Origin of the sequence: Streptomyces sp. NPDC058773 (assembly GCF_042746015.1) — a bacterium.
In the GTDB taxonomy this organism is placed as follows: Bacteria; Actinomycetota; Actinomycetes; order Streptomycetales; family Streptomycetaceae; genus Streptomyces.
The window spans coordinates 1-12,621 of record NZ_JBHYPE010000032.1 but is presented as its reverse complement, the minus strand read 5'-3'; the positions used below and the strand labels follow the sequence as shown (position 1 = coordinate 12,621).

Genomic DNA, 12,621 nt, shown 5'->3' with positions numbered 1-12,621 from the left:
CCTGGGATGCGATGGTGCGCGCGTGCAGACGCTGTCTCATCAGGCACGCCCTGGCTCTTTGGCACGATAGCCCAAGTGTCCCTCCATATGACGACAGTGCGTCAGGTCATCTCGGGGGCAGGTCAGTTGAGTGCGACCGTGGCGTCCAGGCGGGCCGCGATGTGCCGGATCAGGCGCTCCAGGTCGGCGCAGTAGACGGACGGGTTGCGGAATCCCCCGGCGTCCGCCCGGTAGCGGTGGGCGTAGTTGCCGCCGCCGCACACCTCCACCAGGGCGCAGCCGCGGCACTGTGCGCCGAGGCCGTCCCGGCCGCTGCGGCGGGCGGCCATACCGGGGTGTGCCAGGGCGTCGTCGAAGCTGTGGCGGAAGACGTCGAGGCCGGTGGCGGCGGCGCCCTCGTAGGTGGATTTGAGCGAGTCAACCTGTTCGATGGCGCCGTCGGTGTCCACGACCAGGGCGACGACCGGGGAGAGTCCGACCGCCTCGCTGGAGCTGGGGCGGCCCAGGAGCAGGCCGAGGATCTCGGTGAACACCCGCACCCGGGGGCCGGGGCCGCCGTCCCACCACAGGTCGAAGACGGTGCAGAGCCAGTCGCCGTACGGGGTGCGGCCGGCCGGTCCGGGCGGGGCGGGCGGCGGGCTGGACCAGTTGGCGTGCGGGAGGAGGAAGTCGACCATCGGGGGGTCCAGGGCGCGCAGCGAGTCGTGGACCTCGGCGGGGTCGGCGGTGATGTCGATGGTGCACAGGATGCCGGCGAACACCTCGGGCCGCTCGTGCAGCAGGCGTACGGCGCGGGCGGCGGCGGGCCAGGAGGGCCGTCCGGCGTGGTCGACCCGGCGGCGGTTGAGGCCGGGGGTGCCGCCGTCGAGGCTGAGGCCGAGCCGGAACCCGGCCGCGCCGAGGGTGTCGACCGTGTCGCGGGTGAGGAGCGTGCCGTTGGTCTGCACGCCGAAGTCCGCGGTGCAGCCGGCCGGCAGCGCGGCGCGGACGGCGGCGGCCTGGGCCAGCAGCGGGGCGGGCCCGGTGAGCAGCGGCTCGCCGCCGTGCAGATCGATCCGGACCTCGCGCAGCCGGTGGGTGCGGGCGTGTTCGGCGATGCGGTGAGCGGTCTGCCGCACGGTGGCGGCGGGGACCGTGGGCGGGCGCGCGCGCCAGCTGCGGTCGGGGCCGGCGTAGATGTAGCAGTAGGTGCAGGCGAGGTTGCAGCGGCTGTGGACCTTGAGCACGAACTGCCGGAAGGGCACGACAGCGGTCGGGCCGGTCTTCTCCCCCGCCACGGGTCGCCCCCTGCTCTTGTGCCTGCGTCGAGGTACGGGCACGCCAACTCCGGCCCGCTGTCTGGTACATGGCTCCGCTCCCGGGCAAGGAACCGGATTCCCCCGGCAACTGGCCGGTTCGCTTGCACGTTTGCCCAAAAACCACCGCTCCCGGCGGTCAGTGCAGGGCCTTCTCCGGGCCGTCCTCGTAGTACGCGACGGCGTCCTCCGCCGACGGCCAGTTGCGCAGCAGCAGCGCCGCCACCTCTCCCAGCACCGCATGGCCGGTCCGTGCCGCCAGAACGCCCACGTCGACCCCGGCAAAATCCGGCAGCCGCTCGGCCGACGGCCGCGGAGGGGCGGCCACAGCCGGTTCGGTGCGGGGGGTAGTCGCCACGCTGCTCTCCTCTGGCCGGCTGGACGGGGGTGTTCCCGAACTGCCGTCCACAGAAACACGTTCCGGTGCCGACGGCCAGGCAGCCGGACGGGTGCTGGGGGCGGTCAGGCGGTGGATTCGAGGGCGCGCATACGGGCGCGGGTGCGCTGGGCCTCGGGGCCGGTGTCCTCACCGGCCCGCTGCCACTGCTCCCAGCTCTCGCGGTAGGCGTGCAGCGCGGACCGGGGGCCTGCGGTGTCCTCCAGGACCTCGCCGCGGCGGTGGTGGGCGCGGGCGGCCAGCAGGGCGCTGTCGGCCCGGCGGGCGGCCGCGGCGGCCCGGCGGTAGCAGGCGGCGGCCCGGTCGTGGCGCTCCCGGGAGTCGAAGCGGCGGTCCAGCAGCAGCTGGACGTCGCCCACTTCCAGCCAGGCCTCGGCGGCCACCGCGTCGGGTACGTCCGCGCCGCGGGCGGCCAGCTCCAGGATCCAGTCGGCCTCGTGCAGATCGGCGAGCGAGGGCTGGCGTTCGTAGCGCAGCCGCAGGGCGCGGCCGAACAGCAGCCGATGGCTGCCCAGGTCGGGGTCCTGCGGCGCGACCCGGCCCAGCACCTCGCGCAGCACGTGCACCGCCTCGTTGGCCAGCCGCCGGCCGGGCTCCTCGGCCGGCTCCAGCCGGGCCCGCAGCAGCAGGGCCGCCCCGCGCTCGGCGAGCAGCGCGCTGTGCTCGGGCGAATCGGGGGTGGTCAGCCGGAGGGCGGCGGCCAGTGCGGCGATCGCGGCGTCGAGGGCGGTCAGGTCGCCCGTGCGGGTGTGCACGGCGCGCTGGGCGGCGGCCGTACGGCGCAGACCTGCGGCCTCCAGGGCCCGGTCGTCGAGGGCACGGGCCAGCGCACGGGCGCGTTCGAGGGTGGGCAGCACGGACGGCAGCGCGGCGCCGCCGTGGAGCTGGCGGGCGGCCGCGAGATCGAGCAGGGTCTCGCAGACCAGCCGGTCGGCGGCCCCGCCGCGGCGGCGCAGCAGGACGGCGGCGGTGTCGAGGTCGTCGGCGGCGCGCACGGCGAGCGCCTCGGCGGGGTGCGGGCCTGCGGTGTCCCCGCAGGCGGCCCGCCGGGCCTGGTCGAGCAGGACGCCGCCGCGGGCGGCATAGACCTCGCCGGGCACCTGCTCGCCGCTGGGCCACTGGTCGAGGAGGGTGGTGAGGGAGTGTTCGGCCTCGTCGAGCGGGTCGGGGTCGCCTGTCCCGTCGGTGTCCGGTGCGGCCGGCAGGGCGGCCAGGCGGCGCAGGACCTCGGTGCGTAACACCATGCTCTCCAGGACGCGGGGGTCCAGCAGGCTCATCAGCCCGCAGGCGGTGTGCAGATGGCGGGCGGCGTCGGCGAGGGCGGTGCGCTCCTCGGCGGGGGTGCCGGCCGCGCGGCGTTCCCGGGCGCGGGCGTGGCCGACCCGGCCGAGCACGATCAGCGCCCGGGTGCGCTCGGCCTCGCGGCCGGCCGTGGCGCCCTCCTGGTCGTCGGCGGCCGGTTCCGCCGCGCTCGCCCGTTCCGCGGCGCGGGCCGCGCGCTCCGCCTCCTCCAGGGCGTCCGGCTGGCGCCAGACCCTCCAGGCGTGCAGCAGCGCGCGGGCGAGGTCGGTGCCGGCCACCGGCAGGCGTGCGGTGGCGGCGCGCAGCAGCCGGACCGCCTCGATCAGATCCCGTCCGGCACGGTCCTGTTCGTAGCGCTCCAGGAGGGCGGCGCCTTCGGCGGCGGGGCCGTCGGAGGCGTACGGCCGCCGGGCGGGCGGGCGCAGCGCCGGTTCGAAGCGGCGCAGTACGCGTTCGGAGACCCGGGCGAAGGGTTCGGGGACGGCCAGCCGGCCGGTCTCCGGCTCCCGGCCGCTGCCGGAGAGCATGGCGACCGCGACGGCCGGGAAGTTGCGGGCGCTGCGGCCGAAGGTGCGCTCGACGTAGAGCGAGCAATGCTTGAGGACCAGGGCGGCCTCGCCCGCGCTGAGCCGGGCGAGGAGTTCGTCCCGCACCCCGGGCGCGAAGTCGTACCAGGGGCCGCTCACCCCGGACTGCTCCCCCGACGGCCGCTCGTCCGGCGGGAGTTGGGTGACCAGCCCGCTGAGCAGAACCTCGGCCAGCTCGGCCGGGCCGGTGTGCGGCAGCATCGCGCGCTGTACGAGCTGGATGACGGGCAGGGCGAGCGGGACGGCCGAGAGGTGGACGGCGAGCAGCCGGGCGGCCGGTGAGGCCTGCTGGTCGAACTCGCGGACCATACGGGCCGGGGCGGCGGGGCCGGGCGCGGGCGGCGGGCCCGCCGGAAGCTCGGTGCCGTGGTCGGCCCGGACGACGGAGGCCGCGCCGCGCAGCGAGAGACCGGCGTCGGCGGCGGCCAGCCGGGCCCAGGAGCCGAGGGCGGAAGGGGTGGCGGAGAGGACCGGAACGGCGCGCTCGCGGGGCACTTCGGGCGCGGCGCCCGGTGGCCCGGCGGGACGGCGGCGGCGCCGGGCCGGCCGGAAGTCGAGGGCCTGGAAGGGGCCCTGGCGGCGGATGAGGGTACCGGCGACGGCGGGCAGGAGGGTGCGGGCCCACATCCGCTGCGGCAGCGGCTGGACGACGGCGAGCGGGGCGTCGGCCGCCCAGCGGTAGAGCAGCCGCTGCATCCGGCCGTCCCGCCAGAGGGGGCCGGCGCAGTCGCTGACGACGAGGGTGAGGTGGTGGCCCGTCGGGTCGTACAGCTGGTCGGCGGGGCGCAGCGGGCGGCCGGGGCCGGGGGCCGCGGCGACGCCCACGTCCGGGCCGTGCGGATGGAGGTAGTGCACCGTGACATCGCGGAAGGCACCCACCCGCTCGCAGACCTGGCGCAGGTCGTGCAGCATCTGTTCCCAGACGGCCATCGAGGACGAGCCGTCCATCAGGAGCCGCAGTGCGGCCGCCCTGCGGTGCACCCCGCGCAGCACCGGGATGATCATTTCGGCGTGGGCGGAGAGCTCGGCGGTGGCGGGCTCGTCGAGCGTGCGGGGGACCGGGGCGACCGGCGGGCGGTAGCGCTGGATGGGGCGCAGCGCGCGCTGGAGCGGCAGCAGTCCGGGGAACGCGGAGGCGATCGGGACCGCGACCTCGCCGAGGCGCTGCCGGTCCGGGTCGGGGAACCGGGTGGCGCTCTCCCCCGGGTCATGGGCGGGCAGCAGCTCCGCGACCCGGCGCCGGGCGCCGTCCCGGGGTGCGGCGGGCGCGAGGTCCTCGTCCACCGGTCCGGCCCCGCTGTCGCTCACTGCCGTCCCGTCGCCATCAACGGCCCCGGGGGCCACGGCCGGTCCCACCCGGAAAGTGGCCGGATCTGCACGGTCCGGACGGTCCGTGGGGGTGGGCTCCTCGCCCGCTGCGCCCTCGGGCCGCGGGGCGCCCGGGGTGATCCACTGGGCGAGCCAGAGGGCGTCGGCCATCCCGCGGGCGTCGGCCGGCAGGCCCGCCGCGGTCAGCCGGGCGACCAGTTCGTCGAGGGGGCCCGGACCGGGCTCCCCGGAGGGCACCGGACTCACCTCGTCCGGTCGAGCGGCCGCATCAGCTCCGCCGTCAGACGCCGGCGCGTCTCCTCCTCGTCCTCGTCCGTCCAGCCGGCGCGCTGCGTCAGGTGGATGGCGTTGAAGAGCTGGTCGACGGCGCGGACATCGCCGGGCTCGCGGTCCAGGAAACGGTCGATCACGGCTTCGTAGCGCTCGGCGGCGCCCTCGCCGAAGTGTGCCCGCACCATGGCGGCGAGCCGCTCCTTGTCGGGCACCGGGATGTGGAGGTGGATACAGCGGCGCAACAGCGGGGCCGGGAAGTCCCGTTCGCCGTTGCTGGTGAGCACGATGAAGGGGAAGGCATGACAGCGCACCCGGCCGTCGCGCACCGTGACCTGGGTGCCGTCGTCGCTGAGCACCTCCACCTCGGGGGCGGATCCGGCCAGCCGCTCCAGCTCCGGAATCCGGAACTCCCCTTCCTCCAGCACATTGAGGAGGTCATTGGGCAGATCGATATCGCTCTTGTCGAGCTCGTCGACCAGCAGCACCCGGGGCCGGGCGGCCGGCAGCAGGGCCGTGCCGAGCGGGCCGAGGCGGATGTAGCGGCCGATGCCGCCGCCGGGTTCGTCGGTGGGGTCCGGGCCGGCCGGCACCCCGCCCTCCCCGGCGGCCGGGGCGGCGCGGGCGATCTGGAGGTCCTGGAGACGGCCGATGGCGTCGTAGTCGTACAGACCGTCACGGAGCGTGCTGCGGCTGACGACGGGCCAGCCGAGCACCCGGCCGAGGCCGAGTTCGTAGGCGACCGAATGGGCCAGGGTGCTCTTGCCGCTGCCCGGCGCACCGGTCACCAGCAGCGGACGGCGCAGGTAGAGGGCGGCGTTGACCAGCTCGCGCTCGGTCTCGCCGGGGCGGTGGTGGCTGGCCTCCCGGTGCTGCACGCCGAGTCTGCGTTCCGAGGAGGGGTCGAGGGCGGCCGGCGGCGCCACGAGGGGGCCGCCGTCGAAATCGCGCCAGGGGGGCGGCGGCGGAAGATGCTCAATTCCGTCGTGCGGTGCCCCCGCGCCACGGTAGATGAGCCAGTCGCTCACGTCGGAACTCCTCATCGCCGGCCAGGCCTCGGTCAGGAGCGATGGTCATGGCGGAGCACCGGAGATGTCGGCATCCGCTCGGCCTCCCCCTGCGTCCGCCACCCACAATCACGCAGTCGCGTCATCACGAACAAGTCTTCCACGACGCTATGACAGTACCCACCCGGACGGAAGCGCACGGGGCGGTTTCCGGTCTCCCCCTTGGGTGCCGTGGGCTCCCAAGTGCCAGGTACGGGACGTGACTTGCCGCATGAGGGGCGGACGCCGCGCGGGTGGGCACCGGGCGCGTGCGAGGTGCACGGGGGCGTGCGCGGCGCCCGGCGCCTCCGGGGGCGGCGCCCCGTACCGCTCATCGCGGCGAGACCTGGGGCCGGTCCGTGAACAGCGGCGGAATCGGGTCCTCCGGGTCGTCGTAGAGGAGGATCAGATCGCGCGCCCAGTGGGTGCCCTCCTCCGCGGCCTCCGCCGCCTTGGCCCGCAACTGGCGGACCAGTTCGGGGAGCCGGACCACCCCGCCCGACCCCTGGAGCAGCTCCCGCACCCCCCGGTGGAACTCCTCGCAGCCGGCGTCGCAGTCCCGCTCCTCGCCGTGCCCCCGGGCCGGCCACAGCCCGGCCGGGAAGCCGGTGTCCAGGGCGACGCCGACCGCGTCCCGGCCGAACCCGTCGGCGACGGCGTGGCACAGCGCCGGCAGCGCGCCCTCGGCGGCCGTCTCCAGCAGCCGCCAGATCGCCTCGGCGGAGCCGGACCGGGCGTCGGCGCCCGGCCGCGGCGGGATGCGCAGGGCGTGCAGTTCCCTCGCTGCGGCCAGGGCCTGCCAGCGGCGCAGCCAGGCCGGGTCGACCTGTTCGCGCCGCCCCTGGTCCCGCAGGATCACCGCGCGCCCGGGGCCCACCGGCCGCAGCCGGGCGGTGCGCCGGGTCGAGGCCGCGACCTCCCACTGGCCGGCGGCGGTGTCCCAGCGCCCTTCGGGGACGGCGACCTCCAGGCGGACCCGGGCGCCCGGCCCGGCATCGCCGTCGGCCCGCAGCAGCCGCCCGCCGAGCCGCCGCAGCACCTGCTCCCTGGCCTGCTCGAACGGCACCCCGCCGGCCGACTCCTGGACGTCCACCCGCAGCCACTGGCCCTGGCCGTAGCCCTCGCTGACCGACCAGTTGAACAGCTCCTGCCCGCCCTCGTCGTAGAAGAGCGGCTCGAACTCGACGAGCACCGAGCGCGGCCGGCGGCGTACCGGCCCTATCCTCCGGCGGTCCTGCGGCTGCAGCACCACCGCCTTGGCCTGCACGAACTCCGTGAGGCGGGCGGCCTGTTCGCGTACCCCGGCGGCCGCTTCACCCGGGACGTCGCGCACCTCGTCGGCGGTCAGCTGCGCCACGATCCGCAGATAGTGCACAAAGGCGCGCAGCTCGGTGTACGGGTCGCTGCCCTGGTAGAGCGCGCCATGGCCGTCCCGCCAGGTACGCAGCAGCCAGGTGCCGGGCCGTTCGCCGCGCTCCAGCACCTCACCGACCGCGGCCTCCACGACCAGCGGATCGCGCGGTGCGGGCAGCCGGGCGAGCAGGTCCAGCGCCTGGAGCCGCTCCTGTACGCCCCACAGACGGCCCCGTCCGGCCATGATCGCGTGCTGGGCGTCGAACCAGGTGGGTCCGGCGGCCCGGCCGAGGCCCTGACCGGCCCAGTGCCAGCGGTCGTGCCGGCTCATCAGCGCGTGGTACGGGTCGGGGCCCAGGTCCTCGGCACCCTCGACCAGGTGCTCCGGCCCCAGCCCGCGCAGCGCGGTGACCGGCACCGCCAGCCCGACATGGTCCTGCTGGTGGCGGCCCTTGACGATGCCGACGACCTCGCCGCGGTCGCAGTCGAGCAGCGGGCCGCCGGAGGCGCCCGGGGTGACCCGGACATCGCTGCCGAACTGGAGGCCCCGGGCGTCACGGGCGCCGAAGCGGACCGCGATGAAGGGGTCGACGGGGCCGGTGACGGCGCGGGGGCCGCGCCGCTGCCCCGGCGTACGGGAGCGGCGCCCGTCCTGCGGGCCGCCTCCGTCCTGCGGATCACACCCCTCCCGCCCGGCGCCTGGGGCATGTGTGGCGCGGTCCGCCCGGAGGCCCGTGTCCGCGTCACCCTCCCCTTCGGCACCCGCGCCCGGCTGGTCGTGTCCGCGGAAGATGTACGCGTCCTCCAGGAGCGTCGCGGGCTGGTCGCTGAGCCAGGCGCAGGGGTGCTCGGTCTCCGGGTCGATCAGCCGGACCAGGGCGAGGTCGGCGCGGGCCGCGGCGGGCCCGGCGTCCGGATGCGGCCGGCTGAGGTCGTAGGCGAGCCGGGCGGGCAGCACCGCACCGTCGAAGGTGACCCCGAGGACCCCGTCCGGGCCCGTGTCGCGGCGCCGCCCGTCGCTCGCGGCGAGCACATGGGCACAGGTCAGCACCCATCCCGGGGCGATCAGCACCCCGCTGCCCCACAGCCGGGCGGCGGGGCGGCCCGGCGCGGCGCGCAGTCCGACGGTGGCGCGGCCGGCGTGGTCGAGGAGCTGTGCGTAGCGGGTGCGGTCGGCCCGGCCGTCGGCCCGGCTCTCGGAGTTCGGCATCAGCGGCTCGAATCGTCCGGCTCCCGGGGCTCGGCTGCGGCCGCCCCGTGCGGCTCGTCCCGCAACGGCGCCCCGTCGTCGCGCCGCCAGGTGAGGGTGACGGAGAGGTTGGCCTTCGCCTCGCCGTCCGCGAGCAGGGCGACGGCCTTGCCCGGCTTGGCCGACAGCTCCACACCGAAGGTCACGCTGGTCTCGTGCGGCGCGACCCGTCCGGCGGCCTCCCGGACGCTGGTGGCGACCCCGCCGATCACCTCGCGGAGCCCTTCGACCCTGGCCCCGAGCGCATCCCAGGCGCCGACGTCCTCGAATTCCCCGTCCGCGTCGTCCGCCCCGTCGGGCCCCGGGGTGTCGAGCCGGGAGACCCGGGCCCAGACTTCCGTGCCGTCGGGGAGTTCGATGCGCTGTGCGCGATCTTGCATCACGGCCTCCTGCGCCCCGTGGGCGGCAATGTGCCAATTGCCGCAGGACCGTTGACAGGTGATCAGGCTAGCGGCCGGCGCTCTGTGGCGCGAGAGGTCCGTGAGCCTGCCTATCCTGGCCGGTAATGACCCATGACCCCTGGTGGAGAGCGCGTGTATTTCACTGACCGTGGCATCGAGGAGCTGGAGAACCGGCGCGGCGAGGAGGAGGTCACCCTCGCCTGGGTGGCCGACCAGCTGCGTACGTTCGTCGACCTCAATCCGGACTTCGAGGTACCGGTGGAGCGGCTGGCGACCTGGCTGGCCCGCCTGGACGACGAGGACGAGGACGAGTAGACCGCCGGGAAGCGGGCCGGGACCGGGGGCCCGGCGCTCCCGTTCCCCTGCGGCCGGGTCCCGCGCGGACGGTCCGCCCCCCTTGGAGGCGGCGGACCGTCGTGGCGGAACCGTCGAGCGAAGCCCTTCGTGGCGGCACCACGGCGGAACCGCGGATGGGGCGTACGCGGATCAGAGGGCCTTGATCGCCTTGTGCAGTTGCTCCTCCACCTCGTACCCGTCGTGGAGAGCCTCCCGCCCGGCCTGCCGGTCGTGCTCGATGTACGCCTTCTTGTTGTGGTACTCGGCGGCCTCGGTCGCCTCACCGGCGGCGTCGAGGCGATGCCGGATCTCCGCCGCGTGGCGCGCGTGCCGGCATGCCGCCTTGGCGTTGACGATCTTCCCCTGGGTCGCGTGGTTGTACTTCGCGGCCTTCTTGTAGTGGCGGCCGCCGTCGGCCGAAATGGCCTTGTCGTTCAGTGAGTTGGCACTCGCGATCAGCCCCTTGCAGGACGCGGAGGCGGAGACGGAAGCGGCGGCGGGCCCGGCGGGGGCGGCCTGGGCGGCGGTGGCCGACAGGCTCAGAGCGGCGCCGAGCACCAGTGTCGAGATCAGCCCCGTGGAAGTACGCACAGTTCAACTCCTCTATGGCATACGCCATGACATCGATGGTCACTTACCAGGACTCCCCTTCCGCGGCGCGCGGTTGCACCCGACGGCGGTCACCTCCGGGCGGGATCGGCGCTTGACTTCCACAAGCCGCGATATATCGTGTCCTCAAGAGACGCGATATGTTGCGTTGCACGGCTTGTCCAGGGGGTGCCAGGAATGTCAGCGCGGAGCGAGTGGCCACAACGGCCGGTGCAGGTGGCCGAGCCACGCACACTGGAGATCCCCGGCCCCCTCGACGCCGTGAGCGTGCGCGTGGTCGGCGGCACCGTCAACGTCGTCGGCACCTCGGACGGCAGCCCGGCCCGGGTGGAGATCAGCGAGCTGCACGGCCCGCCGCTGACCGTCTCGTGCGAGGACGGCACCCTCTCGGTCGCCTATGACGACCTGCCCTGGAAGGGCTTCCTGGAGTTCCTGGAGCGCAAGGGCCGGCACCGCAGCGCGGTGATCTCGGTGACGGTGCCGGCCGGCACCCGGGTCGAGGTCGGCGTGGTCGGGGCCGGGGCGGTGATCTCCGGCATCTCGGGGCGTACGGACGTCCGCGGGGTCTCCGGTGACGCCACGCTCGTCGGGCTGACCGGCGAGGTGCGGGCGGACACAGTCTCCGGCAATGTCGAGGTGCAGTCGGTCACCGGCGATCTGCGGTTCCACTCCGCCTCGGGGGACCTGACGGTCATCGACGGTGCGGGCGGGGCGGTGCGCGCGGACTCCGTCAGCGGCGACATGGTCCTCGACCTGGACCCCGCCCGGGGCGCGGACATCGCGCTGAACACGGTCTCCGGGGAGGTCGCCATCCGGCTGCCCGACCCGGCCGACGCCACGGTGGAGGCCAACACCGCGAGCGGCACGGTCTCCAACGCCTTCGACGCCCTGCGGGTCACCGGCCAGTGGGGCGCCAAGAAGATCACCGGCGCGCTCGGCGCGGGCACCGGCACCCTCAGGGCCACCACCGTCACCGGCGGTCTGGCCCTGCTGCGCCGCCCCGCCTTCGGGGACGAGGAGCACCGGCCGGGCGACCCCGGCGACGGCCCGGCCCCCGGCCCTCAGGGGGGCTCCCCCACCGACCCGTCCGCCGAGAAGAAGGTGCTCTGAGCATGCCCCCCGTCTTCGCCCACGGCCGCCTCCGCCTCTACCTCCTCAAGCTGCTGGACGAGGCCCCGCGGCACGGCTACGAGATCATCCGCCTCCTGGAGGAGCGCTTCCAGGGCCTCTACGCCCCCTCCGCCGGTACGGTCTACCCCCGGCTGGCCAAGCTGGAGGCCGAGGGCCTGGTGACCCACACCACCGAGGGCGGCCGCAAGGTCTACTCCCTCACCGACGCCGGCCGTACCGAACTCGCCGACCGCGGCGGCGAGTTGGCCGACCTCGAACTGGAGATCCGGGAGTCGGTCGCGGCGCTCGCCTCCGACATCCGGGAGGACGTGAGCGGTTCGGCGCGCGACCTGCGCCGGGAGATCCGGGAGGCCGCCCAGCAGGCCCGTACGGACGCCCGCGGCACCGGGAAGGCCGGACGGACCGGCGGCGGGGCCTCGGACGGCGCCGGCGGCGGGCCGTTCGCGGACGCCGCCGACTACTTCGAGGGCGCGTTCGGCGACAAGGAGTCCTGGCAGCAGGCGAAGGAGGAGTTCCGCCGCGCCAAGGAGGAGTGGAAGGAGCAGGCCCGCCGGGCCAAGGAGGAGAGCCGGCGCGCCAAGCAGGACGCCCAGCGGGCCCGTAAACAGGCCAAGGACGCCCAGGAGTTCGCGCGCGAGGAGGTCCAGCGGATCCTCAAGCGTGTCCAGGAGCAGACCCAGGGTGCGGTGCGCTCGGGCGACTGGTCGGGCGCGTTGCGCGAGGCGCTGTCCGAAGTCTCCCGCGAGGTCGGCCGCTTCACCGGCGGCCCGTCCGACGCCCGGCGAGGCGCCGGCGAGCCGGGCGCGGCCGGGCGGTCCGGCAGGAACGCCGGAACCAAGGTGACGGTCGAGCGCACCGACCGGCCCGGGGACGGCCCAGGAGCGGACACGGCGGCCGAGGCCCCGCTCGCCCCGGAGTGGGCGAAGGAACCGCCCGGCGACGACCCCGCCCGCGACTTCGACCGGCTGCTGGACCGTTTCCGCGACGATCTGCGGGACGCGGCACGCGATCACGGCGTCACGGCCGCCCAGCTCAAGGAGTCCCGCCGCCGGCTGTCCACGGCCGCCGCCCACATCGGCGCGCTGCTGCGCCACCCCGAGCAGTTCGCCTTCCACGCGGACCAGGCGGATCAGACGGACCGGACTGACCGCACGGGCTGACCGCACGGACTGAACGGACCGGGCGGGCCGAACCGGCGGGCCCGCCGGGACGGAACCGACGGCTCGTGACGAACGCCGCGGCGGGGGGGGGGGGCGCCCCCCCGCCCCCCCCCCCCCCCCCCCGCGCCCCCCCCCCCCCCCCCCCCCCCCCCCCCC

At 75.6% G+C, this 12,621-nt stretch carries 10 protein-coding genes; 3 read left to right on the top strand and 7 right to left on the bottom strand.

Going from position 1 to position 12,621, the window contains the following annotated elements; genetic code table 11:
* Window positions 1-122: 122 nt before the first annotated feature.
* The 6 genes from ACFW5B_RS24890 to ACFW5B_RS24865 all read right to left on the bottom strand — a co-directional run bounded on the left by ACFW5B_RS24890 (window position 123) and on the right by ACFW5B_RS24865 (window position 9,208).
* Window positions 123-1,277 carry an FxsB family cyclophane-forming radical SAM/SPASM peptide maturase gene (locus tag ACFW5B_RS24890; protein WP_386443596.1) on the bottom strand — a complete coding sequence of 385 codons (1,155 nt, stop codon included), beginning with the start codon at window positions 1,275-1,277 and terminating at the stop codon, window positions 123-125.
* Window positions 1,278-1,434: 157 nt separating this feature from the next.
* Window positions 1,435-1,653: a YxD-tail cyclophane-containing RiPP peptide gene (locus tag ACFW5B_RS24885; RefSeq protein WP_386443593.1), complete on the bottom strand. Its 219-nt coding sequence runs from the start codon at window positions 1,651-1,653 to the stop codon at window positions 1,435-1,437.
* Between the two features lie 104 nt (window positions 1,654-1,757).
* Window positions 1,758-5,147, bottom strand: coding sequence for an SAV_2336 N-terminal domain-related protein (locus ACFW5B_RS24880; RefSeq protein ID WP_386443590.1), 3,390 nt, complete (start codon window positions 5,145-5,147; stop codon window positions 1,758-1,760).
* Window positions 5,148-5,152: 5 nt separating this feature from the next.
* The gene (locus ACFW5B_RS24875) at window positions 5,153-6,208 is read right to left on the bottom strand and encodes an AAA family ATPase (protein ID WP_386443587.1); all 1,056 of its coding nucleotides are present in this window, start codon (window positions 6,206-6,208) and stop codon (window positions 5,153-5,155) included.
* Window positions 6,209-6,557: 349 nt separating this feature from the next.
* Window positions 6,558-8,789 carry a trypsin-like peptidase domain-containing protein gene (locus ACFW5B_RS24870; protein ID WP_386443584.1) on the bottom strand — a complete coding sequence of 744 codons (2,232 nt, stop codon included), beginning with the start codon at window positions 8,787-8,789 and terminating at the stop codon, window positions 6,558-6,560.
* Window positions 8,789-9,208, bottom strand: coding sequence for a CU044_2847 family protein (locus ACFW5B_RS24865; protein WP_386443581.1), 420 nt, complete (start codon window positions 9,206-9,208; stop codon window positions 8,789-8,791). Before ACFW5B_RS24865 ends, ACFW5B_RS24870 begins: the two co-directional genes overlap by 1 nt.
* 153 nt (window positions 9,209-9,361) lie before the next feature.
* Between ACFW5B_RS24865 and ACFW5B_RS24860 the strand changes: the two genes are divergently transcribed.
* Window positions 9,362-9,544, top strand: coding sequence for a DUF6104 family protein (locus ACFW5B_RS24860; protein WP_018087464.1), 183 nt, complete (start codon window positions 9,362-9,364; stop codon window positions 9,542-9,544).
* Between the two features lie 171 nt (window positions 9,545-9,715).
* On the opposite strand, the gene ACFW5B_RS24855 is transcribed toward ACFW5B_RS24860, so the two are convergent.
* Window positions 9,716-10,156, bottom strand: a complete 441-nt coding sequence (locus ACFW5B_RS24855) for a hypothetical protein (protein WP_386443578.1) — start codon at window positions 10,154-10,156, stop codon at window positions 9,716-9,718.
* A 195-nt stretch (window positions 10,157-10,351) separates the two neighbouring features.
* On the opposite strand from ACFW5B_RS24855, the gene ACFW5B_RS24850 reads away from it, so the two are divergent.
* Both ACFW5B_RS24850 and ACFW5B_RS24845 read left to right on the top strand, forming a co-directional pair.
* Window positions 10,352-11,284: a DUF4097 domain-containing protein gene (locus ACFW5B_RS24850; RefSeq protein WP_386443574.1), complete on the top strand. Its 933-nt coding sequence runs from the start codon at window positions 10,352-10,354 to the stop codon at window positions 11,282-11,284.
* Window positions 11,285-11,286: 2 nt separating this feature from the next.
* On the top strand, window positions 11,287-12,465 hold the full coding sequence (locus ACFW5B_RS24845) for a helix-turn-helix transcriptional regulator (RefSeq protein WP_386443571.1): 1,179 nt from the start codon (window positions 11,287-11,289) through the stop codon (window positions 12,463-12,465).
* The last annotated feature ends 156 nt before the right edge of the window (window positions 12,466-12,621 follow it).

Excerpts from the sequence above, each read along its gene's own strand:
- ACFW5B_RS24845 (WP_386443571.1), top strand. The coding sequence starts at position 11,287 with ATGCCCCCCGTCTTCGCCCACGGCCGCCTCCGCCTCTACCTCCTCAAG.
- ACFW5B_RS24870 (WP_386443584.1), bottom strand. The coding sequence starts at position 8,789 with ATGCCGAACTCCGAGAGCCGGGCCGACGGCCGGGCCGACCGCACCCGC.
- ACFW5B_RS24850 (WP_386443574.1), top strand. The coding sequence starts at position 10,352 with ATGTCAGCGCGGAGCGAGTGGCCACAACGGCCGGTGCAGGTGGCCGAG.
- ACFW5B_RS24865 (WP_386443581.1), bottom strand. The coding sequence starts at position 9,208 with ATGCAAGATCGCGCACAGCGCATCGAACTCCCCGACGGCACGGAAGTC.